At 60.0% G+C, this 22,914-nt stretch carries 29 protein-coding genes; 8 read left to right on the top strand and 21 right to left on the bottom strand.

The window, feature by feature from the left end; all coding sequences use genetic code 11:
* Position 1: 1 nt before the first annotated feature.
* The 7 genes from Q0864_RS08035 to rplS form a co-directional block, all read right to left on the bottom strand.
* Complete coding sequence (locus tag Q0864_RS08035) at positions 2 to 1,579, bottom strand: dipeptide ABC transporter ATP-binding protein (RefSeq protein ID WP_298567760.1); 1,578 nt, start codon at positions 1,577 to 1,579, stop codon at positions 2 to 4.
* Positions 1,576 to 2,391, bottom strand: a complete 816-nt coding sequence (locus tag Q0864_RS08030) for an ABC transporter permease (RefSeq protein ID WP_298568813.1) — start codon at positions 2,389 to 2,391, stop codon at positions 1,576 to 1,578. Before Q0864_RS08030 ends, Q0864_RS08035 begins: the two co-directional genes overlap by 4 nt.
* Positions 2,392 to 2,399: 8 nt before the next feature.
* Entirely contained in the window at positions 2,400 to 3,347 is a 948-nt protein-coding gene (locus tag Q0864_RS08025; RefSeq protein WP_298567757.1) for an ABC transporter permease, read from the bottom strand.
* Positions 3,348 to 3,407: 60 nt separating this feature from the next.
* Positions 3,408 to 4,220, bottom strand: coding sequence for a division plane positioning ATPase MipZ (locus Q0864_RS08020; RefSeq protein ID WP_298567754.1), 813 nt, complete (start codon positions 4,218 to 4,220; stop codon positions 3,408 to 3,410).
* A 147-nt stretch (positions 4,221 to 4,367) separates the two neighbouring features.
* The gene (locus Q0864_RS08015) at positions 4,368 to 5,066 is read right to left on the bottom strand and encodes a DUF4336 domain-containing protein (RefSeq protein ID WP_298567751.1); all 699 of its coding nucleotides are present in this window, start codon (positions 5,064 to 5,066) and stop codon (positions 4,368 to 4,370) included.
* A 113-nt stretch (positions 5,067 to 5,179) separates the two neighbouring features.
* Positions 5,180 to 5,401, bottom strand: coding sequence for a 50S ribosomal protein L31 (gene rpmE / locus Q0864_RS08010; RefSeq protein ID WP_298567747.1), 222 nt, complete (start codon positions 5,399 to 5,401; stop codon positions 5,180 to 5,182).
* Positions 5,402 to 5,412: 11 nt separating this feature from the next.
* Complete coding sequence (gene rplS / locus Q0864_RS08005; RefSeq protein WP_298567745.1) at positions 5,413 to 5,787, bottom strand: 50S ribosomal protein L19; 375 nt, start codon at positions 5,785 to 5,787, stop codon at positions 5,413 to 5,415.
* 457 nt (positions 5,788 to 6,244) lie between these two features.
* Between rplS and Q0864_RS08000 the strand changes: the two genes are divergently transcribed.
* Positions 6,245 to 7,072, top strand: a complete 828-nt coding sequence (locus Q0864_RS08000) for a CPBP family intramembrane glutamic endopeptidase (RefSeq protein ID WP_298567743.1) — start codon at positions 6,245 to 6,247, stop codon at positions 7,070 to 7,072.
* 16 nt (positions 7,073 to 7,088) lie between these two features.
* Here the strand turns inward: Q0864_RS08000 and Q0864_RS07995 are convergent, their stop codons facing one another.
* From Q0864_RS07995 to ffh, 11 genes are all read right to left on the bottom strand, one after another.
* Positions 7,089 to 7,934: a DUF6544 family protein gene (locus Q0864_RS07995; RefSeq protein ID WP_298567740.1), complete on the bottom strand. Its 846-nt coding sequence runs from the start codon at positions 7,932 to 7,934 to the stop codon at positions 7,089 to 7,091.
* A 207-nt stretch (positions 7,935 to 8,141) separates the two neighbouring features.
* The gene (locus Q0864_RS07990) at positions 8,142 to 8,309 is read right to left on the bottom strand and encodes a hypothetical protein (protein ID WP_298567737.1); all 168 of its coding nucleotides are present in this window, start codon (positions 8,307 to 8,309) and stop codon (positions 8,142 to 8,144) included.
* Positions 8,310 to 8,643: 334 nt separating this feature from the next.
* Positions 8,644 to 9,468, bottom strand: a complete 825-nt coding sequence (gene trmD / locus Q0864_RS07985) for a tRNA (guanosine(37)-N1)-methyltransferase TrmD (protein WP_298567734.1) — start codon at positions 9,466 to 9,468, stop codon at positions 8,644 to 8,646.
* Complete coding sequence (locus tag Q0864_RS07980; protein WP_298567732.1) at positions 9,468 to 10,268, bottom strand: hypothetical protein; 801 nt, start codon at positions 10,266 to 10,268, stop codon at positions 9,468 to 9,470. The genes trmD and Q0864_RS07980 overlap by 1 nt, the downstream gene beginning before the upstream one ends.
* Positions 10,265 to 10,777 carry a ribosome maturation factor RimM gene (rimM, locus tag Q0864_RS07975; RefSeq protein ID WP_298567730.1) on the bottom strand — a complete coding sequence of 171 codons (513 nt, stop codon included), beginning with the start codon at positions 10,775 to 10,777 and terminating at the stop codon, positions 10,265 to 10,267. The genes Q0864_RS07980 and rimM overlap by 4 nt, the downstream gene beginning before the upstream one ends.
* Positions 10,774 to 10,923: a hypothetical protein gene (locus Q0864_RS07970; protein ID WP_298567727.1), complete on the bottom strand. Its 150-nt coding sequence runs from the start codon at positions 10,921 to 10,923 to the stop codon at positions 10,774 to 10,776. The genes rimM and Q0864_RS07970 overlap by 4 nt, the downstream gene beginning before the upstream one ends.
* Before the next feature lie 21 nt (positions 10,924 to 10,944).
* Positions 10,945 to 11,574 (bottom strand): 5,6-dimethylbenzimidazole synthase, encoded by a 630-nt coding sequence (gene bluB, locus Q0864_RS07965; RefSeq protein ID WP_298567724.1) that lies wholly within the window; start codon positions 11,572 to 11,574, stop codon positions 10,945 to 10,947.
* 23 nt (positions 11,575 to 11,597) lie between these two features.
* On the bottom strand, positions 11,598 to 12,011 hold the full coding sequence (gene rpsP / locus Q0864_RS07960; protein ID WP_298567720.1) for a 30S ribosomal protein S16: 414 nt from the start codon (positions 12,009 to 12,011) through the stop codon (positions 11,598 to 11,600).
* Positions 12,012 to 12,057: 46 nt separating this feature from the next.
* A complete protein-coding gene (locus Q0864_RS07955; protein WP_248369787.1) occupies positions 12,058 to 12,354 on the bottom strand; it encodes a chorismate mutase in 297 nt (98 codons plus the stop codon).
* Positions 12,351 to 12,914 carry a GNAT family N-acetyltransferase gene (locus tag Q0864_RS07950; RefSeq protein ID WP_298567715.1) on the bottom strand — a complete coding sequence of 188 codons (564 nt, stop codon included), beginning with the start codon at positions 12,912 to 12,914 and terminating at the stop codon, positions 12,351 to 12,353. The genes Q0864_RS07955 and Q0864_RS07950 overlap by 4 nt, the downstream gene beginning before the upstream one ends.
* A 7-nt stretch (positions 12,915 to 12,921) precedes the next feature.
* On the bottom strand, positions 12,922 to 14,430 hold the full coding sequence (ffh, locus tag Q0864_RS07945; protein ID WP_298567712.1) for a signal recognition particle protein: 1,509 nt from the start codon (positions 14,428 to 14,430) through the stop codon (positions 12,922 to 12,924).
* A 306-nt stretch (positions 14,431 to 14,736) separates the two neighbouring features.
* On the opposite strand from ffh, the gene Q0864_RS07940 reads away from it, so the two are divergent.
* From Q0864_RS07940 to Q0864_RS07920, 5 genes are all read left to right on the top strand, one after another.
* Positions 14,737 to 15,144, top strand: a complete 408-nt coding sequence (locus Q0864_RS07940; RefSeq protein ID WP_298567709.1) for a universal stress protein — start codon at positions 14,737 to 14,739, stop codon at positions 15,142 to 15,144.
* Positions 15,145 to 15,236: 92 nt separating this feature from the next.
* Complete coding sequence (locus Q0864_RS07935) at positions 15,237 to 15,626, top strand: zf-TFIIB domain-containing protein (RefSeq protein ID WP_298567707.1); 390 nt, start codon at positions 15,237 to 15,239, stop codon at positions 15,624 to 15,626.
* Positions 15,627 to 15,723: 97 nt separating this feature from the next.
* On the top strand, positions 15,724 to 16,044 hold the full coding sequence (locus Q0864_RS07930) for an antibiotic biosynthesis monooxygenase family protein (RefSeq protein ID WP_248369797.1): 321 nt from the start codon (positions 15,724 to 15,726) through the stop codon (positions 16,042 to 16,044).
* 22 nt (positions 16,045 to 16,066) lie between these two features.
* Entirely contained in the window at positions 16,067 to 16,654 is a 588-nt protein-coding gene (locus tag Q0864_RS07925; protein WP_298567702.1) for a rhodanese-like domain-containing protein, read from the top strand.
* Between the two features lie 124 nt (positions 16,655 to 16,778).
* Complete coding sequence (locus Q0864_RS07920) at positions 16,779 to 17,201, top strand: hypothetical protein (protein WP_298567698.1); 423 nt, start codon at positions 16,779 to 16,781, stop codon at positions 17,199 to 17,201.
* Here Q0864_RS07920 and Q0864_RS07915 read toward each other — a convergent pair.
* A complete protein-coding gene (locus Q0864_RS07915; RefSeq protein WP_298567695.1) occupies positions 17,179 to 17,673 on the bottom strand; it encodes a YdcF family protein in 495 nt (164 codons plus the stop codon). The genes Q0864_RS07920 and Q0864_RS07915 overlap by 23 nt on opposite strands.
* Positions 17,670 to 18,062, bottom strand: a complete 393-nt coding sequence (locus Q0864_RS07910) for a hypothetical protein (protein ID WP_298567693.1) — start codon at positions 18,060 to 18,062, stop codon at positions 17,670 to 17,672. The genes Q0864_RS07915 and Q0864_RS07910 overlap by 4 nt, the downstream gene beginning before the upstream one ends.
* A gap of 193 nt (positions 18,063 to 18,255) precedes the next feature.
* Between Q0864_RS07910 and Q0864_RS07905 the strand changes: the two genes are divergently transcribed.
* On the top strand, positions 18,256 to 20,052 hold the full coding sequence (locus Q0864_RS07905) for an ABC transporter transmembrane domain-containing protein (RefSeq protein ID WP_298567692.1): 1,797 nt from the start codon (positions 18,256 to 18,258) through the stop codon (positions 20,050 to 20,052).
* A gap of 185 nt (positions 20,053 to 20,237) precedes the next feature.
* The gene (locus tag Q0864_RS07900; RefSeq protein WP_298567690.1) at positions 20,238 to 22,130 is read left to right on the top strand and encodes an acyl-CoA synthetase; all 1,893 of its coding nucleotides are present in this window, start codon (positions 20,238 to 20,240) and stop codon (positions 22,128 to 22,130) included.
* 101 nt (positions 22,131 to 22,231) lie between these two features.
* Here Q0864_RS07900 and Q0864_RS07895 read toward each other — a convergent pair whose 3' ends face one another.
* Positions 22,232 to 22,816: an outer membrane beta-barrel protein gene (locus Q0864_RS07895; RefSeq protein ID WP_298567687.1), complete on the bottom strand. Its 585-nt coding sequence runs from the start codon at positions 22,814 to 22,816 to the stop codon at positions 22,232 to 22,234.
* Positions 22,817 to 22,914: the final 98 nt, after the last annotated feature.

Below are 22,914 nucleotides of genomic sequence, written 5' to 3'. Positions count from 1 at the left end.
CTTAAGCCTCCTTCCACGCGGGCGGGATGACCGGCGCGGCGTTGACCAGGGTTTGCGTATAGGTGTGTTTGGGCGCGGCAAAGACGGCCTCGGTCGCGCCGTCCTCGACGATCTTGCCTGCCTTCATCACCAGCACCCGATCCGTGATCGAGCGCACGACGCCAAGGTCATGGCTGATGAACAGATAGCCCATCCCGTGACGCGCCTGAAGGTCTGCCAGCAGGTCGAGGATACCGGCGCGGATGGAGACATCGAGCGCCGACACAGCTTCGTCGAGGATGATTAGCTCGGGTCGCAAGATCAGGGCGCGGGCAATAGCGATGCGCTGACGCTGCCCACCGGAAAACTCGTGCGGATAGCGGGTCATGGTGTCAGCGTCCAAGCCGACCTCGGCCAGCGCATCGCGCACGCGGTCCCGCCAGTCTCCGGGGCGGCTTCCCAGCAGGTGAAAGGGCTCGGCGACCAGCCGTTCGACGGTCCAGCGGGGGTTGAAGCTGCCGTAAGGGTCTTGAAACACCACTTGCAGCCCGGCTCGGCGGGCGTGTGGCATGTCGGGCGCGATGGGCGTGCCATTCAGAAGGATCTCTCCGCCTTGCAGCGGTTCCAGACCCAGAATGGCGCGGCTGAGTGTCGATTTCCCGCAGCCACTTTCGCCGACTAGCCCAAGGCTTTCGCCCTTGTTCAACGTAAAACCGACCCCATCCACCGCGCGAAATTGCGGGGTCGGGCCAAACAGGTGCGTGCGAGGCAAGGGGTAGTCACGCACCGCGCTGCGCACCTCTAGCAGCGGGGTGTCTTGCGGGATGGCCTGACCGTCGGGCACATGACCGGAGGCATCCAGCAGTTGCCGGGTATATGGGTGCGACATGGTGCGAAACAGGGTTTCGGTTTCGCCCTGCTCGACGATTTCACCTTTGCGCATGACGGCGACGTGGTCGGCCATGCCGGCCACCACGGCTAGGTCGTGGGTGATCAGCAAAAGCCCCATGCCATCTTCGGCGACGAGTTCCTTCAGCAGATCAAGAATCTGCGCTTGTGTGGTCACGTCCAGCGCGGTGGTGGGTTCATCCGCGATCAGCAGATCGGGATGCAGCGCGATGGCCATGGCGATGCAAACCCGCTGCCGCTGCCCGCCCGACAGCTCGTGCGGATAGCGATCCAGTGGAAAACGGTCTTGCGGCAGGCCCACGCGGGCGAGTTTTTCGGCAGCGATGCGGTTGGCGTCGCTCCTGTTGGCGCGGCCATGGATCAACAGCGTCTCGGCCACCTGATCGCCGATGGTCTTGACCGGGTTCAGCGCCGTCATCGGTTCTTGAAAGATCATCGAGATGCGACGCCCGCGAATGTCGCACATCGCGTCTTCGTCCAGCGTCGTAAGGTCCGTGTCGTCCAGCCATATCTGGCCGGATGTGGTCATGCCGCGCGGCAACAGCCCCATCAGGGCCAGTGCCGTCATCGACTTGCCCGACCCGCTTTCGCCCACCAGCCCGACCACCTGACCGGGCGCAATCGTCAGGTCCACATCGCGCAGGATCGGAACGCCGTGGATGGACAGGGCAAGGTCTTCGATGCGGATCATGCGCGTGCCCTTCTGATCCGGGGATCAAGCAGGTCACGCAGACCGTCGCCCATAAGGTTCAGGCCCAGCACCATCGCAACGATGGCCAGCCCCGGCGCCAAGGCGAGGCGCGGGGTGGCATAGATCATCGTCTGTGCATCTGCCAGCATTCGCCCCCAACTGGGGGTCGGCGGCTGGGCGCCAAGGCCAACATAGCTCAGCCCCGCCTCGGCCAGAATGCCCAATGAAAACTGGATGGTGCCCTGCACGATCAGAAGGTTCGCGATGTTAGGTAGCACGTGTTCAAGGCTGATCCGCGCCCTGCTCTTGCCTGCGACACGCGCGGCCATGATGAAGTCTTGTGTCCAGATCGTCAGCGCACCACCGCGTGCGACACGTGCAAACACGGGGATGTTGAAAATGCCGATGGCGATGATCGCGTTGGTCGCCGACGGGCCGAAGGTCGCGGTGATCAGGATGGCGATGACCAGCGAGGGGAAGGCAAAGACCAAATCGTTGCCGCGCATGATCACCTCATCCAGCAACCCGCCCCGATGGGCGGCGGCCGTCAGACCCAAAGGCACGCCAAGCCCCATGCCGATGCCAACGGCCAGAACGGCGACGGCGATCGAGATGCGCCCGCCCTCCATCAGCATCGACACAAGGTCACGCCCGAAATGATCGGTGCCCAATAGATGCGTGGTCGACGGCGGTCTAAGCTTGGCGGCAATGTCCAAATTGGTGACGTCGTATGGGGTCCAGAGAAAGGACAACAGCGCAGCACCCAGAAAGACCGTGCTAAGGCACGCACCGATGATCAGTTGTGCGGGCAACCGGGTCATTAAGGACGCCTCCTGAGCCGCGGATCCACCAGCGCATAGGTGACATCGACCAGGAAGGTCACAAGGATCACCGCAAAGACCAACAGCATCACCACGCTTTCCACCACCACGAGGTCGCGCTGGGTGATGGCCTGAAAAATCAGTCGCCCAAGTCCGGGCAGGAAAAAGACGTTCTCGATAATGATCGCGCCGGCCAGAAGGAAACTGAATTGCAGCCCGATGATGGTCAGAACCGGGATCAGCGCGTTGCGTAGGGCGTGGCGGCGCGTGGCCTGTGCGACAGACAGCCCCTTGGCACGCGCGGTGCGGATATAGTCCTGATGCAACACGTCCAACAAGGACGACCGCATCACACGCGCCAGAATAGAGGCCTGCGGCAGCGCCAACGCAATGGCGGGCAGCGTCAGCGCCTTTAGGCCCGGGGCGACTCCATCGTCCCATCCCACAAAGCCACCCGCTGAAAACCAGCGCAGTTGAATGGCGAAGACCACGACCAGCAGCATCGCAAACCAGAAGTTGGGGATCGCGATGCCAAGCTGAGTGACCCCCATGATCGCGAAATCGGATGGTCGCCCGCGTCGCGCAGCGGCGATCATACCAACCGGGATCGCAATAACCGTCGACAGGATCAGCGCATAAAGCGCCAGCGGAAGCGAAACCTGTAACCGTTCCAGAACCAGATCGGTGACCGGCACGCGATAGGTGTAAGAGGTGCCAAAGTCCCCCGTCACCATGCCCCCGACCCACCCCAGATACCGCACAGGCAACGATCCGTTCAGCCCCAGATCCTCGCGCAGGGCGGCCACCGTTTCAGGCTGAGCGTTCAGGCCCAGCATAAACGAGGCCGGATCGCCGGGGATCACCTCGATCATGGCGAAAATCACCAGCGAGGCGACCACAAGGCTGAGGCCAAGCGACAAAGCGCGGGTCAGGACATAACGCAACATGGTCGCGAGCGTAGACGGGGGGTGGCGCGTCGGAAAGAGGTAATCGGTCCTGCGACGCTGTTAGATTTTCACCTCAACGCCGGGCAGGTTCAACGCCTTCATGAGCTCGCGCAACTCTTGGCGCGCCGCCACGTTCGAGATGTTCATCTGTCCCAGCACACCGATATCACGCAGATCTAACAGGGTCAGGCCACGCGGAAACAGTTCGCGGAAAATGACACGCTCGTTGAAGCCGGGGGCCACGCGAAATCCGATGCGTTTGGACAGGTCTTCGACCGCATCCCCCATTTTCTTTTTGTTGTGCATCATTTGCGCACCCAGACGGTTGCGCACGACGATCCAGTCGATGGGTTTTAGCCCCGCTTTGGCGCGCAGCTGGCGCGCGTTCCACACCATCTCGGAATAGACCGAGGGGCCCCGGACCTTGTTGGTGTCCGGGTCGATATGGGCCAAAAGATCGAAATCGACGAAGCTGTCATTGAGCGGCGTGATCAGCGTGTCGGCCAGTGAATGGGCCACTTGGCTCAGGCGCGTGTGCGAACCTGGGCAGTCGATCAAGATGAAATCGCAATCGGATTCAAGCGCCGCGACGGCCATCGAAAGACGCCGGTCATAGGGGTTTTCGCCCGGCTTCAGGCCAGATGGGTCCACCTCGGGCAGGTCGTGATATTCGGGCGTTGGCAGGGTGGTGCCTTCACGCTCCATCGTGATCGTGCGGTTTTGGATGAACCGCCCGAACGTCTTTTGACGCAGGTCCAGGTCCAGCACCCCAACCTTATGCCCCAAGCGCGACAAGGCTGTCGCGACATGCATGGACACGGTGGATTTGCCGGCCCCACCCTTTTCGTTTCCAACCACGATAATATGCGCCACGCCTGTATCCCCGACTGTTTGAGCAGCTTGTTATGGCGGGGACTATATGACCGATGCCGCGCGGTGGGAAGATGTTCTGCGCATTGAAATCAGGGTTGAGTCTTCAGTGCCATAGCGTTGTTTCGTGCCGTTTGCATGCTGGCGGGGTCATTTGGATGCCGGAACCCACGCGAACGCCCGGTCAAGGACGTCTGGCGCATTTTGCGTAACGGGCATTCCATGAGCCATCACAAGGGCGCGCGGCCGCCAAGATTTTATCTTGCGCACCGACTGGCGAAGTGCGGCTTTGTCACGAAATGCCATACGAAACTTTCGTGGAACCGCAGGCTCGCGCCCTGTCATCAGATCAAGGCGGGCAACAATTGCGCGCCAACCTGAATACCAGTCCTTTGGCAACTGTTGAAGAAGGTCGGTAAACAGCACGGTGCCGCTTGGGCGATGGAAAAAGACGACCTCGGTCGTGATCGCATTTCCGGCTATCACGACCTGATCCATGTGGTGCGCCCAAGCGGGGTCCGGTGTGTCTGTCAACTCGCCCGCGAACGCAATATCGGCTCGTTTCGCGGCTAGCCCGGGCGCCGCAAATGCTGTTGTTTCCGGAAAGGACGCGATCCAGTCCTGCAAATACATATGATGCAACGTGTTCGGTGCAACAAGATATCTGACAGTCCCAAGTGCGCTGAGGTCACGACGTAAGCCATCTGTCAGCGCGATCGGCGACCAAACGAACAGATCGCTTTCGTTCAACCTGATCAAGACCATCCGCGTCGGGTAATGAAACCCGGCGGCCGCGGTGATGGAAGGGCCGCCTACGAGCCAAATCTCTGGTCCAAACGGTGAGATCATCTGCGCCCTATCTTCGTCCTGTTGCCCGCAAGGCTAGGGGCGCAGATGCGGTCCTGCAACGAAAAACGCCGCCCCAGCGGAACGGCGTTTTCCTGTTTCGAAAGAGGCGTGGCTTAGAAGCCGAAGCCTTCGTATTTCGATTTGAACTTCGACACGCGGCCGCCGGTGTCCAGAAGGCGCGAGCTGCCGCCGTTCCATGCCGGGTGGGCCGAAGGGTCGATATCCAGCGACATGGTGTCGCCTTCCTTGCCCCAGGTCGATTTCATTTGCACGATCGTGCCATCGGTCATTTTGACGTCGATCATGTGGTATTCGGGATGAAGATCCTTTTTCATGGTGACGCTCCTCAGGCTTTCTTGGGCTTGTATGTGCTGTCTTCGGCGATACGGGCCGATTTACCGCGACGCGAACGCAGGTAATACAGTTTGGCACGACGCACGCGGCCACGGCGGACCACGGTGATGTTGTCGATGTTGGTCGAGTGCAGGGGGAATACGCGTTCCACGCCCTCACCGAAAGAAATCTTGCGAACGGTAAACGATCCGGCAATGCCTTCGCCGTTCTTGCGGCTGATGCAAACGCCTTCGTAGTTCTGCACACGGGTGCGCGAACCCTCGGTTACCTTGAAGCCGACACGGATGGTGTCACCGGCTTTGAAGTCGGGGATTTCATTCCCCAGGGCGGCAACTTGTTCCGCCTCGATCTGTGCGATCAGGTCCATCTGATCTTCTCCTATCATTGCTTGCGGTTGGTCCGCAAAGTTTGCTGCCGTCCAAGAGCTCCGTGTCTTCACCGGGTCCGCATATCGCGCCCGCAGGAGGTCGTCCGTCGTTTCTTCTTCAGCTTTTCGAAGGGCCTGTTGATGCAGAAGAAAACACCCGCCCAAAAGAAAAACGCCCGCGCGACTCGGAAGAGTGGCAGACGGGCGGTGTATAGGGGGTTTGAAGAAGGCAATCAAGGGTGCAAAGCACCGGGTGCAGCAACTTCGGTCGGGTTGCGAACACAGCGCCCAACGCGCCGTCGTGATGGTCAGTCAAGGGCGGCGCGACGCCAATGCTTGAAGGGTTTGATCCATTTCAAAGACTGTTTGCACCATTTGTGATGGACTTGAAAAGCACAAACGCACGTGCCGGGCAGTTATGTCCGCGCACAGCGCGTCACCCACGCGGAGTTGACCCATGGTAGACGCACACCCAGAAACCGCGGTCCCGATCGTTCCCGGTTACGCAATTTGGCCCTTCCTGTTGATTGCGTTTGGACTGGCTTGGGGGTTGGTCGCTGCCCTGATCTTGTTCACCGACACCATCACCCAACTGTTTGGCGAGGTCAGCGCAACGCATCCGCTGTTCATTCTTGCTGTCTATTCCCCGGCCATAGCGGCCTTCGCAATCGTCAGTTGGTATGGCGGATGGAGGGGGCTCAAACGCTTCTTGTCGCGCCTTCTGCTGTGGCGAGTTTCGTTGGGATGGTATGCGGTTGTCATCCTCGTAATCCCGTTGATTTTCATGGCGGGATCGCTGCTCAAGGGTAACCTGTTCACCGCGCCGTTGCCATTCACCTCGTTCAGCGCGGCGCTAAGCGCGATGGCCTTCATGTTGATCCTTGGCCCGATCGAGGAGTTTGGTTGGCGTGGCTTGGCCTTGCCGTTGCTGCAGCGCCGCTTGGCGCCGATATGGGCTGGGCTTGTTTTGGGGGCGATCTGGGCGGTGTGGCATGTGCCGGCGTTCTTTCTGGGCGGCACACCACAGAGCGCCTGGGGCATCATGCCATTCCTGATCGGATCGGTGGCGGTCAGCCTGATCCTGACGGCTTTGTTCAATGCGTCACGGGGCAGTATCTTGTTGGCGGCGCTGTTCCATTTCCAACTCAACAACCCGCTTTGGCCCGATGCGCAGCCCTATGACACGGTCTTTTTCGTCTTCGCGGCCGCAATTGTCGTCTGGGTGCAGCGCGACACGATGTTTGCCCGTGGCCAGGCTATCACCCGGGTGATCCCTGCGCCCTGAGGGCGCCGAGACCGGGTTAGCGCTGCGGGGATGGAAACCGGATTTGCGTGACGTCCACAACGAAGAACGGAAAATAGTCATCGGTGCCGAAATGGTTGCCCGCTTCGACATGGGTTGGCAGGCGAAACCCCGCAACGTCTGTAAACGACGAAAGGTATCCGCCGAAGGGCTGCAGGCGAAAGACCTTGTCGGGATTTGCGTTGCTCCATCGTGCAAAGCTGACATGCAGGGGTTGGCCATCATCGGCCACCACAATTTCCACGGTCTGCGCCAAGCTGCCATGGCGCAATGTGGCGCGGGCCGTGTCTTTGCTGACCGCTTCCCACGTGACACCGGGACCGGGCAAGAAGGTTGCGGGTGACCAGAAAAGCGCTTCGGCGGCATAGCGCCCAAACGCGGATCGCTTGTGGTCCGCATCGCCGCCCAGCCGCGCCACGGGGACCACGCCACCAACCCAGAAACGGGTCCATTTGGCGCTATCTGACCCAGATACGCGCATCACAGCGGACTTGGCTGACATCGACCAGATAAATCCCTCGGGGGCGGCCAACACCTGCTGGGCCGTCATCGCCATGTAATTGGGGGCCTCTTTTGTGCCGAGGCTGAATTTCCCCGCCATCTCAAGCTCGACCACGCGATTAAGGGGGGTTCCGTCGGCGATCGAAAACAGGAAGAACCGGCGCGCGGGGTCGGGCAGGTCTGCGACCATGTCAAAGGAAAACCGGGGTGGCGCGCTGGGTTGGAAGGCACGCAGGCGCGCTTGCTCGGCTCGATCCGCAATCCGGTCAAGCTGGCGCCATCCAATCATCGTCGCCAGCGCCAATCCAATGGCGACGGAAACCCAGAAGAACGTCATCTGCATGCGAACCTCGATATCTTGCAGGGCAGTTTTGCGTTTTGCACTCTACGGCGTTTGATAGCTCCTGCATCCGTCATGTTGAATGACATGGCTCAAGTGGGCAGCCGGGGGTTTTCTGTTCACGCCATTGCGCGGCCCCGGAACGCAAAGAAGCTGCGCCATGACGATGACGCAGCTTCCCATGCTTTGATGTCCGTGAGTGGTGTTTGGTCAGGTCAGGACGTAAGGCGCCCCAAAATCAAAGCGAGCGGATCGGAAGGTCGGCAGGTGACGTTTCAAGCCAACCTCAGGGCGCGGGGTGCACATCGCGCGTTTCTTTTGCTCCAATATGGTCAGAGCCTTGATGCGGTTCTGTTTCGCCAGAGTCTGCAGGTTCATGTCGTCCACCTTTCTTGCCGTGTTCCGGTCAGTGAAGAGATCAAGTCTTGTAAATCAGTGTGTCGCGAAAAGAGACTAATGAACGGCGGGTCGTGTTTGGCGGGGTCTTTCTGGTTGGCAACGCCGTCGGATAAGTGAGATCAAATGTCGATAACTCACCGTTGCACGCCTAAAAAAAGACACAAATTCACCTTTCTCGGTTCCCCAGAAATGGCGAGTGAAACCTAGACTTAAGTGTTGTTTTTCAGAGGTTTGGGAAACAGTAGGGCGGAAAAGCGTAGACAGTTACACTTTTCGAAACAAAGCTCGCTGCGAAGCCGCCCGCCCGACGCCATCAGCCCTTAGACGAGTCATCCGATTTGAATGCGTTTTGCAGTGCTTTCCAAAGGTCCGGGCGCCGATCTTTGGTGATCTTTTCGCTCATCTCGCGCCGCCATTTGGCAATCTTGCCGTGATGGCCCGAGGTCAGAACCTCGGGAATTTCACGCCCACGCCAGCTGGCAGGGCGGGTGTATTGCGGGTGCTCCAGCAATCCGGCTGAAAAGCTTTCCTCCTCGGTCGAGGTCTCGTTGCCAAGAACGCCGGGCAGCAGGCGCACGGTGGCGTCCAGCATGGCTTGGGCGGCAATTTCGCCGCCGGTCAGAACAAAATCGCCAAGGCTGACTTCTTCGATCTGGTATTCTTCCAACACCCGTTCATCCACGCCTTCAAAGCGACCGCACAGAATGGTCATGCCTGCACCAGCGGCAAATCGATGTGCCATGGCCTGTGTCAGCGGTTTGCCACGTGGCGACATATAAATGATCGGCCATTTCGTGCGATCTTGCGGCACACCAGCTTGCGCCATGTCGATCGCTCGCGCCAACACGTCGGCGCGCAACACCATGCCCGCGCCGCCCCCTGCGGGGGTGTCATCCACGTTGCGATGCCGGCCTTCCCCAAACGGGCGCAGGTCGATGGGGTCCAACCCCCAAAGCCCGTCTTTCAACGCCCGCCCGGTCAGGCTTTCGCCCAGAACACCGGGGAAGGCTGCGGGGAAAAGCGTGATGACTTTCGCCGTCCAAACCCCGGCAAAACGCGGCCTGTCCGTTATCAACTCGCGTGGCTTCAAAGAGGCAGAGACGCTTAGCCGGCCATGAGATTTTGGTGTATCAGACATCAGCGGTCTTTCCTTGCAAGCATCTCGTTTTTCATGTGGCGCAACGTATGCTTGGATTTGCCAGAGCGGTTCAATTCAAGAAATGCGGCCTCCAGTTCGGGGGGCTGGCCTTCGTTGGCGCGCGCCGCCCGCGGCAGTGTGGCGCAGGTCGCAGCATCCACACCGGCAAGTTCAAGAATTGCCGCCGCTGGCCCGTTGTGGTGAGTGCCATAGCTCTCCATCGCGCGGATATGCGTGGTGCAGCCGTCAAGCGCCGAGGCAATGCGCTTGGCCTCCTCCTCCAGATCAATCAGGTTTGGAAATCCCGCTCGAAACTCTTCGAATTCTACGCGCAGGTGGATCGAGCGCAGAAGATGTCCATAAACGCTGCGGATCCATGCCTCGCGTTCGCGGGTGGTGAACAGAAACTCGATCCTGACGTCAGGGCCAAAGCGTTCGCGCAGCAACTGTATCACTGTGCGGCACAGCGGTATGCCGGCGGTCTTGAAATCCTTGATGGTGCGCCTGCGCCACGTCCGGTGGCCGGGCATCACACCGCAAAAGGTTTCGCGCGACAATACGATCGTGTCGGCGTCGGGGATGTCGTCCAGAAAGGCGTGAAACGCCGCGCGAAATTTCGCCATGCGCCATGGAAACGGGCGTTGGGCAAAAACCCGCGCCCGCGCGCCTGCGCTTTTGAAATCATTCTGTCCGTAATAGGCGAAGAACGGAGCAAAGCGCGCGCGATTTTGGGCCAGATAGGATTGCAAACTGGTGGTGCCCGTCTTGTGAAACCCAGCATGCACGATCACGCGCGTCATTCGGGAAACACGCCTTCGGGCGGATCCGCGATGATCCGACCCGCTGCCAGATCGACGGTCGGCACGGCCTCTAGCGTGAAGGGCAGCAGTGCGCCGGTTTTCAGGCCGGGGCCTTGCACTTCCAGCACGTCACTTGCGCCATGGTTGTGAACGGCCGAAACCCGGCCAAGCGCGCGCCCGCCGGTGTCCAGAACGGTCAGGCCGATCAGGTCCGCATGATAGTATTCGTCATCCGGCAGCGTGGGCAGTGCGTCGCGGTCGGCAAAAAGTCTGACACCTTTCAGGGCGTCGGCATCCTCTTTCGTGCGCACGCCGTCGATCCGGGCGGCAAAGCCGTTTTTTATCGGGCGGTCGAGCACGAGGACGAATGGGCGCGCGCCGTCTTCTGACCAAAGAGGGCCATAATCTCCGATGGCTTCGGGGTCGGCACAGAAGCTTTTGACACGCACCTCGCCTTTGACGCCAAAAGCGCCTGCAATCGCGCCCACGCAAATTCGGTCGTCGCTCATTTCCCACCTATGCAAATGCCCCGATCCACAGCGCCGCCACGATCAAGGCAGCGATCCGTCATCGAGTTTCGTTCAAACAGCAACCCGGCCAGAAAGCCGGCGCCAACAATCAAGATCAACCGAAAGGGGCGAAAAAGCAAACCCATGGCACAGCTCCCTCGCGGACCCTAGCGTGTTTCAACGGGAAGCGCGCCGCGCCGCGTTTCCCAGCCTGAAAGCTCAAGCTCCGGGCGGTCGTCAACACTGTCCGGCCAGCCCAGACAAAAATAGCCAATCAACTGCCAGCCCTTGGGCACGTCAAGGTCGCGGCAAAGCCGGTCAGGGTCAAGGATCGACACCCAGCCCAGCCCAAGGCCACGCGCGCGAACGGCAAGCCAGAACAGCATGATGGCAGACACCACCGAATAGCGCCGCATCTCGGGCATGGTGCCCGCGCCCAAGCCTGCGCCCTTGTCGGTCGCCTCGTCGCAGAACACCGCCAATTGGACGGGGGCATCCTGCATTCCTGACAGCTTCAACCCGGCATAGAGCTTGGCCTTGTTGCCGGAATAACCACGCAAAGCGTCGTCGTTGGCGGCCGAGAAGTTGTCCAGCGCCGCGGCGCGGGCCGCATCGCTTTCGACGCGGATCACCCGCCATGGTTCCGACAGCCCCACCGACGGGGCCAGCAAAAACGCGTCGAGGCACTCTTGCAAGAGCGCCTCGTCCACAGGATCTGGGCGAAAGCGGCGCACATCGCGCCGCCAACGCATCAGATCTTTAAGATCCGACTGAAACGCCTTGGAAAAGGTGTGCATGTCAGATCAGCCCTGACCCGGATTTATTCTTCCGCAGTCGCTTCTTCGGCAGGTGCTTCGGCGGGCGCTTCTGCAGGGGCAGCAGCAGCTTCAGCAGCGGCAGCGGCCTTGTCAGCTTTTTCCTGCACGCGGTCTTTGGCTTTCTGACCCGGCTCACCTTTTTTAAGGTTTGCACGGTCTTTCTTGGCCAGCACACCAGCAGCTTCCAGGAAGCGCGACACACGGTCAGTCGGCTGCGCGCCTTGGTCCAACCAATACTGAATGCGTTCCATGTCCAGCTTCACACGCTCTTCCGAATCTTTCGGCAGCAGCGGGTTATAGGTGCCCAGCTTTTCGATGAAGCGGCCATCGCGCGGCATGCGCGAGTCGGTTGCAACAACGCGGTAGAAGGGACGTTTTTTCGAGCCACCACGGGCAAGACGAATTTTCATAGCCATGAGAGTTTTCCTTTTTTCTAGCTATTTGAGCGGGGCAGGGCCCCAATCATTCTTGGTGTTTCTTGTGATGCCTGATGACCTCGTCGATGACGAAGTTCAGGAATTTCTTGGCGAATTCGGGGTCCAGATTGGCGCGGCGCGCCAGGTCTTCCAGACGTTCGATCTGTTGGGCTTCGCGCGTCGGGTCCGACGGGGGCAGGTCGTGTTCGGCTTTAAGTTTGCCCACCGCTTGCGTGTGTTTGAACCGCTCGCCCAGCGTGTAGACAAGGATCGCGTCCAGCCGGTCGATCGACTGACGATGGTCATTCAAAAGCTCTGCGGCGCGGGTTGCTGCGTCGGTCATGCGTAAGCCTCCGGTGTGCCGTCTGCGTCGGGCGCGGGGTGGCGCCAAACGTCATAGCTGTCGTCTTCGTCCTCAAATCGCGGAGCGTTTGCGTCGATCACGCAGCCCAAACGTTTGGCCAGCGCGGCAGAGCGGGCATTGTCGTGATCCACGTAGCTGACGAAGCTTTGGATGTCGGTATGGCTGTAAGCCCAGTTGATGGCAGCCACGGCGGCCTCGTGGGCATACCCCTTACCCTCATGCGAATCCGACCAAAGCGACCATGCGATCTCGGGCTCGGGCCAGCCTTCGGGGCACCACGGGCCAACCCAACCGATGGGGGTTCCGTCTGCTTTGTCAGTCGCGATGAAAGGGCCATAGTCTCTTATCACCCAATGACCAATGGAGTGACCAAAGGCGCGCCAGATTGTGCGTCGCGTGTTGTCGCTCTTGGGTCCGCCGCCTACAAATTCCGCACGTGGGTTTTCCATCAGGAAATTGCGAAACGCGTCCCAATCGCCAGCTTCTGGCGGGCGCAGCACAAGGCGCGGTGTGGTGATATGATCGAAGGGCAGTTTCACGACCGGCTTACTTCTTCTTCCCAAAGCCGGACAGGCCGGGGGGCAATCCGCCACCGCCCAGACCGGGCAGACCACCCTTGGCGCCCAGTTGCTTGGCCGCTGCTTCCAGCGCTTTGGGGTCCATCGACGACGGGTCCATGCCGCCCATGTCCGGCATCCCGCCGCCCTTGCCGAACATGCCGGACATGGCTTGTTTCAGCATCTTGCCTTTGCCCATCTTGCCCATCTTTTTCATCATGTCGCCCATCTGGCGCTGCATTTTCAGAAGCTTGTTCAGCTCGGACACTTCCATGCCAGCGCCTTTGGCAATGCGCTTCTTGCGGCTGGCTTGCAGAATCTGAGGGTTGGCGCGTTCGCGCTTGGTCATCGACTGGATGAGCGCAATCTGCTGTTTCAGTACCTTGTCGTCCATGCCTGCGGCTTCGGCCTGTTTGGCCATCTTGTTCATGCCGGGCATCATTCCCATGATCCCTTGCATGCCGCCCATCTTTATCATCTGTTCCAGCTGCATCTTCAGGTCGTTCATGTTGAACTGACCCTTCTGGAAGCGCTTCATCATCCGCTCGGCCTGTTCGGCCTCGATGGTTTCCTGCGCCTTCTCGACCAGCGAAACGATATCGCCCATGCCAAGGATGCGACCGGCGATCCGCTCAGGCTCGAACGTTTCAAGCGCGTCCATCTTTTCGCCAAGGCCGACATATTTGATCGGCTTGCCGGTGACGGCGCGCATCGACAGGGCAGCACCGCCGCGTCCGTCGCCATCCATCCGGGTCAGAACGACGCCAGAAATGCCGACCTTGTCGTCGAATTCCTGCGCAACTTCGACGGCGACCTGACCGGTCAGACCATCGACCACCAGAAGCGTTTCGCGCGGGGTGACGACTTTCGAGACCTGCTCGACCTCGTCCATCAGCACTTCGTCGATGTGCAAACGACCAGCGGTGTCGAGCATATAGACGTCATAGCCGCCCATCGTCGCCTGCTGCTTGGCGCGTTTGGCGATGTCGACGGGTTTCTGGCCGGGCACGATCGGCAATGTGTCGACACCAACCTGCGTGCCGAGAATGGCCAATTGGTCCATAGCGGCGGGTCGATACACGTCAAGCGACGCCATCAGCACGCGCTTGCCGTCTTTTTCTTTCAAACGCTTGGCCAGCTTGGCGGTCGTCGTCGTTTTACCACCACCTTGCAGACCGACCATCAGGATCGGGGCAGGGGGGCTGTCGATTTTCAAAGCGCCCGGTTCACCTTCGCCGGTCAGAACCTCGACCAGCGCATCGTGGACGATTTTCACGACCTGCTGGCCGGGGGTCACGGACTTGGTGACGGCCTGGCCGGTGGCCTGTTCTTGCACTTTCTTGACGAAGTCGCGCGCGACGGGCAGTGAAACGTCGGCCTCAAGCAAGGCCACACGGACCTCACGAAGCGCAGTTTTCACGTCATCCTCGGACAGCGCACCCTGCTTCGTCAGGCGGTCAAAGACACCGGACAGGCGGTCTGACAGGCTCTCGAACATATCTCGGCTCCTTTGCCGTTTCATTTGCCCCTTAGATAAGGGGCGGGCTGCGCAAATCCAAATCTCAAACCAGTGACGCCCCTGTGGGCGCAACGCGCTGACAGGGGGCGATCCCGGCATAAGCCATGGGACCGGAAGCATAGCGACTCCCGGAGTTGGGGCGGAAATAGACCGCTTGGCCCAAGCTGTCAAGGAAAGCAGCGCAACTGGCGGCGGCCCGGCGCCAATTGACCTGTATCATGGTTGGGCGCGGCGGTGTGCCGTATCCAGAAAGGGAATGAACAACTCAAACACAGGAGCACCGAGATGTATAAGAATGTCCTCGTGCCGATCGCTCTGGATCATGAGCGCGATACCAAAGAAGCTCTCAGCATTGCGAAAGCCATCGCCGAAAAAGGCGCCAAGATCACGGCCCTTCATGTGATGGAAGAAGTGCCCGCCTATGTCGCCCAATACCTGCCCGAAGGTCAGTTGGAAGATAACGTGCAGGAACTGGCAGCACGTATGAAGGAAGAACTGGCGGGAGAGCACGATATCGACATCAAGGTGGTGTCCGGTCATGCCGGCCACGCGATTGTCGATTATGCCAAACATAACGGGGTCGATTGCATTGTCGTGGCCTCGCACCGGCCGGGTCTGACGGATTTCTTCCTTGGGTCGACCGCCGCCCGCGTTGTGCGCCACGCACCGTGCGCCGTGCATGTGTCGCGGTAATTCGCCGATAACAAAAACGTTGCCAAAGCGGGTCCTTGTGGCCCGCTTTTTCGTCCCTACATCCTTGGCAGGAAACACGGAGGAACCAGCACATGAAATGCCCGATTGACGGAACTGAACTGAAGATGTCCGAGCGTCAGGGGGTCGAGATCGACTATTGCCCTGAATGCCGGGGTGTTTGGTTGGATCGTGGCGAGCTGGATAAGATCATCGAAAAAGCGACCCCGGCGGTCGTGCTGCCTGACCCTGATCCGGTGGCCCCACCCCCGCCGCCCATGCCCGACCCGGTTGTGGCCCGCGAGCCGCGCCCGAAGCGCTATGACAAACGCGCGGATGAGGGCTATCGCAAGCGATCAGACCGCGACCGGTATCGCGACGATTATGACGATGACGATGACGATGACGACGATTATCGACATGGGCGGCGCTATAAGAAGCGCAAGCGCAAGTCGATCCTGTCCGAGATTTTTGACTTCGATTGAGACCGGGTGGGGGTGAGCCATTTCCGCCCACCCCCAAATCTCGTATTCATCTGTCGCGCGAAAGGCATTAGGCTTTCCTTACCAACAGGAGGAAGCCATGCCCAAGATCAGCAAAGCCCCCGATTATCAAACCGTTATCACCACGTTCGAGATGACGCCCGGCACCTGCCAGGATCTTCTGGACGCGCTGACGGATGCCTATCATCAATTCATATCCAAGCAGCCGGGTTTTGTGGCGGCTGGGTTGCACGTCAATGACGCCCAAACACGGATCGCCAATTATTCCCAGTGGAAACGGCGAGAAGATTTTCAGGCCATGCTGCGCACGGACGAGATGCGCGAACGCAACCGCGTCATCGCAACCCTGTGCAAAAGCTTCGAACCGGTCATGTATGACGTGTTCGAAACCTTCGACTGACCTGCGTGGAAAGGGACCCCAAATGAAAAGATCTATTGCCATTTTGGTCGCCACCCTGCTGGCGACCCCTGCGTTGGCGGAGGGTGTGAACATCCGCCCCGACATCACGTCGGTCACCGTCGATACGGCCGCCGGTCCGGTCGAAATTACCCGCAACCCCGATCAGGACAACCAAGTCACGGGGGAATGGGCGCGGACCTCGCGGCCGTGTCCGAATTTTTGCGTGCAACCGATGGTGCCCGCCCCCGGCGTGACGCCAATCGGCGAACTTGAAATGCTTGAGATGTTGCAAAACCCCGACGTGATGGTGATCGACAGCCGGGTGCCGCAAGATCACGCGGGCGGCACGATCCCCGGCGCGATCTCGATCCCGTATAATGAAGCCGCCGACCGGCTGGACGAAATGGGCTGCGAGGTTGACTTCGACGGGTTCGATTGCGAAGGCGCCAAGCCCGTCGCTCTGTTTTGCAACGGCAATTGGTGCGGTCAGTCCCCGACCGCGGCCCGGCGCATGATCGAAGCCGGCTTTCCCGCCGACAAGATCCACTATTATCGCGGCGGTATGCAGGCATGGCGGATGCTGGGCTTGACGGTGTCGGACCCGCAATAGGACAGCCCCTTGGTGCGGCAATCGACCTGTCGCACCAAGGTCGCACTGCTTGCCGCAATGCCGTGTGATCATTGACCTGCGCCCTTTCCGACCCCAGATAGGGTCAGAGCAAAGGAGAGAGCACATGTCCCACGAGACAGTATTCCGCCGTTTTACACGGATGGCCGCTGCCACGACAATGGCCGCTGCGATTGCCGTCACTTTGCCCGTTGCCGCCCATGCGCAAGAGCTGATCGGCTCATACGTGGCGTATATCGGCAAACCAGACCTTCATAACTCCAAAGGCGCGCGACTGACCCAACCATGGCAGATTCTGCGTCAGGACCGGGCGAATTTCCACCGCTTCGGCATCAGCCAACCCGGCGATGAATGGGATCCGTTCTTCGGGTCGATCAAAAACCGCGAGACCATGGAACGTATGGTCCAGAACGGCTCGATTGATGCGAAAGCCGCCCGCAACCTGATCGATGGTGGCGCGGTCGTGTTCGTGCGGATTTATGGGCAGGGCAATACCGGAACGTCAGTCACGGTGACCGTCTCGAAATAGTGCGGCCCATGCGACGGGTGGCGTATAAGGCCAGTGCCGCGCCTTCTCGCAGATAGACGCGCAACCGTTTGCGCCACGACAATTGCCCGAGCGCGGGACTTTTCACTTGCACCGACACCCCCATCTCGCGCGCGATCAGTCCGGCGCGTGGGGCGTGGTGGCGATCTGTCACCAACGTGATCTGCGCGCCCGGTGGCAATAGGGGCAGAGAAAAGCGTATGTTTTCCAATGTGTTGGATGATTGGCTTTCGCAAGAAATTGCTGATGCGGGCACGCCGGCCTGCACGCAGATCTCGTAGATCAGCTCCGCTTCGCTGACCCCGGCCTTTGGCACCCCGCCCGAGGCGACAATCTGATCAACGACCCCGCTCAGATACAGCTGCGCGGCTGTGTCGGCCCGGCGCTGTAACGCAGGCGAAGCCCCCCCGTCCGGGCGCACGGCAGCCCCCAGAACAATCGCGACACGTGTCATTCGCGATAGCTGCGGCGGCAGGCTTCGGTCGTCGCCACCGCTTTCGGTTTGAGCTTGGCGAGTTTCGCTTTCATCTGCGCCAGCTTTGCCCGCTCTTGCCCCATATCGACGGTGACCGGGGTTTCCAGTGGGTGAAACCGGGTGCGGTTGCACGGAAAAGGCCGGCGCTTTTTGTCGTAACAGACGCGGGTTTGCGTATAGGGAATCGACTGCCGGTGCAGCGCATAGCCGCGCTCTATTGTCGCTTCGGTTGTCTTGATCTGCGCTTCAAGCGCGCGGGTGTCGGCGGTGGCTTGCGCGATGCAGCGCTGCTGCGGCGTTGCGCAGGCGGCAAGCAAAAACAGCGTCGAAGCGCCTGACAGCGCACAAAAACGGGCAATGTTCAGCATTTACATGGCTCCTTTCGGTGGGCCGGTCTTGGGTCAGAAGTCTAACTTGCAACGAACGGCAGCGAAAGCACCCATGACGTGCCTGCCTGACCGGGGCGTGCGACCGGCACGCGCTTTCAAGCAGGGCGGAGGCGCAGATCGGCTTGTGCGCGGGCGCCTGCGCGGCTATCTCTGCCCGAAAGGAGCAGTGAACATGGCAAGACAAGCAGGGGCGTCCAGCGTCGAAATGGACGAACGCGAGAAATCCAAACGTATTGGCGCGCTGGCGGGTCTATGGCCGTTCATGAGCCCGTATCGCTTGTGGATATTGGCGGCGTTCTGCGCGCTTGTGTTTACCGCCGGCATTTCGCTGATCCTGCCGATTGCCGTGCGCCGGGTTGTGGACGGGTTTGGCGAGGCGACCAACCAGTTGCTCGACAAGTATTTCCTGGCCGCCCTCGTGGTCGCCAGTTTGCTCGCCGTGGGCACGGGTCTGCGCTATTATCTGGTGACCCGTCTGGGTGAACGGATCGTGGCGGACATCCGCAAGGCCGTCTTCGCCCGTGTCGTCGGCCTGAGCCCGGCGTTCTACGAGAAGATCATGACCGGCGAGGTGCTCAGCCGGATCACAACAGATACAACGCTGATCCTGTCGGTGATTGGGTCGTCTGTGTCCGTCGCCCTGCGCAACGTGTTTATCTTCTTTGGCGGGATGATCCTGATGCTGCTGACATCGGCCAAGCTGACGGGGCTGGTGCTGCTGATCGTGCCGATCGTGATTGTGCCGATCATCCTGTTGGGCCGCCGTCTGCGTATACTTGGCCGCGAAAACCAGGAATGGATCGCCAAAAGCTCGGGCAATGCGTCCGAGGCGCTGTCATCGGTGCAAACCGTGCAAGCCTTCACCCACGAGGATCTTAGCCGCGGCGAATTCGCCGGACTGACCGAGGAAAGCTTTATCTCTGCCAAGCATCGCATCGCGACGCGCGCGATCATGACGGTGATTGTCATCTCACTGATCTTTTCAGGCGTTGTGGGCGTGTTGTGGATCGGTATGCGCGACGTGACGGGGGGCAACATCTCGATCGGGGCGCTGGTCCAGTTCGTAATCTATTCCGTGATGGTCGCGGGTGCCGTTGGCGCCCTGTCCGAAATCTGGAGCGAACTGCAGCGCGCCGCAGGCGCCACGGAACGTCTGGTCGAGCTTCTGAACGCAGAGGATGCGGTCAAGGATCCGGAAAACCCGGTGACGATCACCACCCGCCCCGAAGGCGAGATTTCGTTCGAGGATGTCACTTTCCACTACCCCGCGCGACCCAATCAGGCAGCGCTTGAGGGGATATCGCTGAAGGTCGCCCCCGGCGAAACCGTGGCATTGGTTGGCCCGTCAGGGGCTGGCAAATCGACGATCATCCAGCTTATTCAGCGCTTTTATGACCCAGAAGAGGGCGCGGTGAAGTTGGACGGCATTGATCTTCGCGATATGCGCCGCGACGATTTCCGCAAATATGTAGCTTTGGTGCCGCAAGATGCGGTCATCTTCGCCGCCTCGGCACGTGAAAACATCCGCTTTGGGCGTCCCGACGCCTCTGATGCCGAGGTTGAAGCCGCCGCCCGCGCTGCTGCCGCTCACGAGTTTCTTGAAAAGCTGCCCGAAGGGTTCGACACCTATGTGGGCGAACGCGGTGTGATGCTGTCGGGCGGTCAAAAGCAACGCATCGCCATCGCACGCGCGATCCTGCGCGACGCGCCGATCCTTCTGTTGGACGAAGCGACATCGGCGCTGGATGCCGAAAGCGAACGCCTTGTTCAACACGCGGTGGATGAACTTGCGCAAGGCCGCACCACGTTGATCGTGGCGCACCGTCTGGCCACAGTGAAGAAGGCCGACCGGATCGTTGTCTTTGACGAAGGTCGCATCGTGGCCCAGGGAACACACGACGAACTCGTGGCCGAGGACGGCCTGTATGCCCGCCTCGCGCGCCTGCAATTCACCGAAGGTATGGCCTGAAATTTCCCCACAGGTGAACGTTTGCGCGCAGACCCTTGCTTGGGTAGGCTGCGGTAAGGGCGTTGTGCCATTGCCCATGCGTCACCTCGTTTTCCACGTCACGTCACTCTTGCGGGGCAGGGCATTTGCGACCATGCTGAGGGCAAATGGCCGCCCGAACACGCGGGCGCAGGGGAGGACACCATATGTATGATTTTGGCTCGATGAAGGACCGCAACGCGGTCGAGGCCGAAATGAGCTGGGACGCACGCGACAAGCCTGTCACGCTCTATCAAATGCTGGAACGCACAGCGAAGAAGTTTCCAGATCGACCGTCGGCATCGTATCAACTGACCTCAGGTCCGACTGACGCCAAGGAAACCGTGACGTGGCGGGAAATGCTGGAACGCACCTGTCAGGCGGCAAACCTGTTTCGCTCGCTTGGCATCGGCGAAAAGGATGTGGTCGCCTTCCTGCTGCCCAATTGCAACGAGACGATCTATACCTTGATGGGCGGCGCAATCGCCGGCGTCGTCAATCCGATCAACCCGCTTCTGGACGCCGAGCAAGTGTCGGGCATCCTGCGCGAAACCGGGGCCAAGGTTCTGGTCACGCTGAAGTCTTTCCCGAAAGCTGACGTGGCCCAATTGGCGGCGAAGTCCGTCGCGATGGCCCCCGATGTGCATACAGTGCTCGAGATTGACCTGAACCGTTACCTCAGCCCGCCCAAAAGCTGGCTGGTGCCGCTTCTGCGCCCGAAAAACCCGGTGACGCACAAAGCGAAGGTTCTGGATTTCGTCGCAGAGATGTCGCGCCAGAACACCACACTCGATTTTGAAGACACGCCCGAAGATCGCATTGCCGCCTATTTCCACACCGGTGGCACGACTGGCACGCCCAAAGTGGCGCAGCACAAATATTCCGGCATGGTCTATAACGGCTGGCTTGGGTCGAGCTTGCTGTTTGACGAAAACGACGTGATCATCTGCCCGCTGCCTTTGTTCCACGTCTTTGCCGTGCACGTGATCTGGATGTCGGTTCTGATGGCGGGCAGCCACTTCGTTCACCCGACACCTGCGGGCTATCGCGGGGAAGGGGTGTTCGACAATTTCTGGAAACTTGTCGAGCGCTACAAGGTCAGTTTCATGATCACCGTCCCAACAGCCATTTCTGCGTTGATGCAGCGGCCTGTGGATGCGGATGTGTCGTCGCTCAAGACAGCCTTTTCGGGGTCGGCCCCGCTGCCGATCGAGCTTTACAACCGCTTTGTTGCCGCAACCGGCGTGACGATCGTCGAAGGCTATGGGCTGACCGAGGCCACCTGCCTCGTGTCCTGCAACCCACCAACGGGCGACAAGAAGGTCGGGTCGGTGGGCGTGCCGTTCCCTTATACGGATGTGAAAATCCTGACCTGCGATGATACGGGGACCGTCTTGAAAGAGCATGACGTGGATGAGGTGGGCGAGATCTGCCTGTCCAACCCCGGTGTGTTCGCGGGCAACACCTATACAGAAGAGGCCAAGAACAATGGTCTGTTCGCCTATGACACTTACCTGCGGACCGGTGATCTGGGTCGCCTTGATGAAGATGGCTATCTGTGGATCACGGGCCGCGCCAAGGACCTGATCATCCGCGGTGGACACAATATCGACCCTGCCGAAATCGAAGAGGTTCTGGCCGGGCACGACGCGGTCGCCTTCGTCGGGGCCATCGGCCAGCCGGACAGCTATTCAGGCGAACTGCCCTGCGCCTATGTTGAACTGGTTGGCGGTGCGTCGGTCACAACCGACGAACTTATGGCCTATGCCAAGAAGCACATCCACGAGAAAGCCGCCCTGCCCAAACATATCGAGATCTTGGACGAGCTGCCCAAGACAGCGGTCGGCAAAGTGTTCAAGCCCGACCTGCGCAAATCAGCGATCACCCGGGTCTATGACAAGGCGCTGGCTGATGCGGGGCACGCGGCGCATGTGGTTGAAGTGATCGACGACAAGAAGCGCGGACTGGTGGCGCGGTTGCGCGCTACAGGCGACGTGGACCACGATGCGGTCTCGCATTGTCTGGGTGAATTTACCCGTCCGTTTGAATGGATGGACTAGGCACCGTCCTGACTTGCTTGGCCCAAATCGCCAGAGCCCGAAACCGAAAAGGCGCGCCAGAACGGCGCGCCTTTTCCATTCGTCCAGAACGCTTGGCCGGTTTAGAACCGGTAGGTTGCGCGCAGCTGAATGGTGGTAGCGTCCACATCAATGCCGCTTCCGTTGAAGTCGCTGAAGTCGTGATACAAGACTTCTGCGCCAATATTGAAGGCGCTCGTCAGGCGATGTTCGTAGCCAGCGCCGATGAAATAGCCATCGCTATCGCCCAAAGTATCGGTCGAGGCATTGGCATAGCCGCCGGTTGCATAAAGCAGCCCGTTACCCATTTTGTAACCGCCCCGTGCTTTCACACGCAGGACGTTTTCCAATTGGGCAGCCCCGGCGATATCAACGTCAGCCCAGTCATAGTCGATCCCAACGCCGACAACCCAGTTGCCCATGTCAAAATCGTAACCCGCGACGATACCGCCAATGACGCCGTCGCCTTCAAGCCCGGCCACGGACGTGCCTACATCAGCATAGCCGATCTGTGCACCGAAATAGCCGCCGGTCCAATCAGGGGTGGCGGCTGGCGCCGCCGCATAGGCCACGGTCGGTTCTTCAGCGGGGAGCTGCATGCTGCCCGCGAAGGCGGCTGTCCCTGCCAGCAAGCTGGCGACTGTGGTGATAGAGAGTTTTTTTAACATAGGTCCGATCCTTTCTCTTTGAGATGAGCCGAATACGAGACATGTCAGCCTCTGGTTCACCATATAGGGACGACGCCCCTGTTTTTTAAGGTCGTGCG

Origin of the sequence: uncultured Aliiroseovarius sp., assembly GCF_947497285.1 — a bacterium.
Taxonomy (GTDB): Bacteria; Pseudomonadota; Alphaproteobacteria; order Rhodobacterales; family Rhodobacteraceae; genus Aliiroseovarius.
The sequence above is the reverse complement of the archived record's forward strand: the minus strand, read 5'-3'. Positions and strand labels throughout refer to the sequence as shown.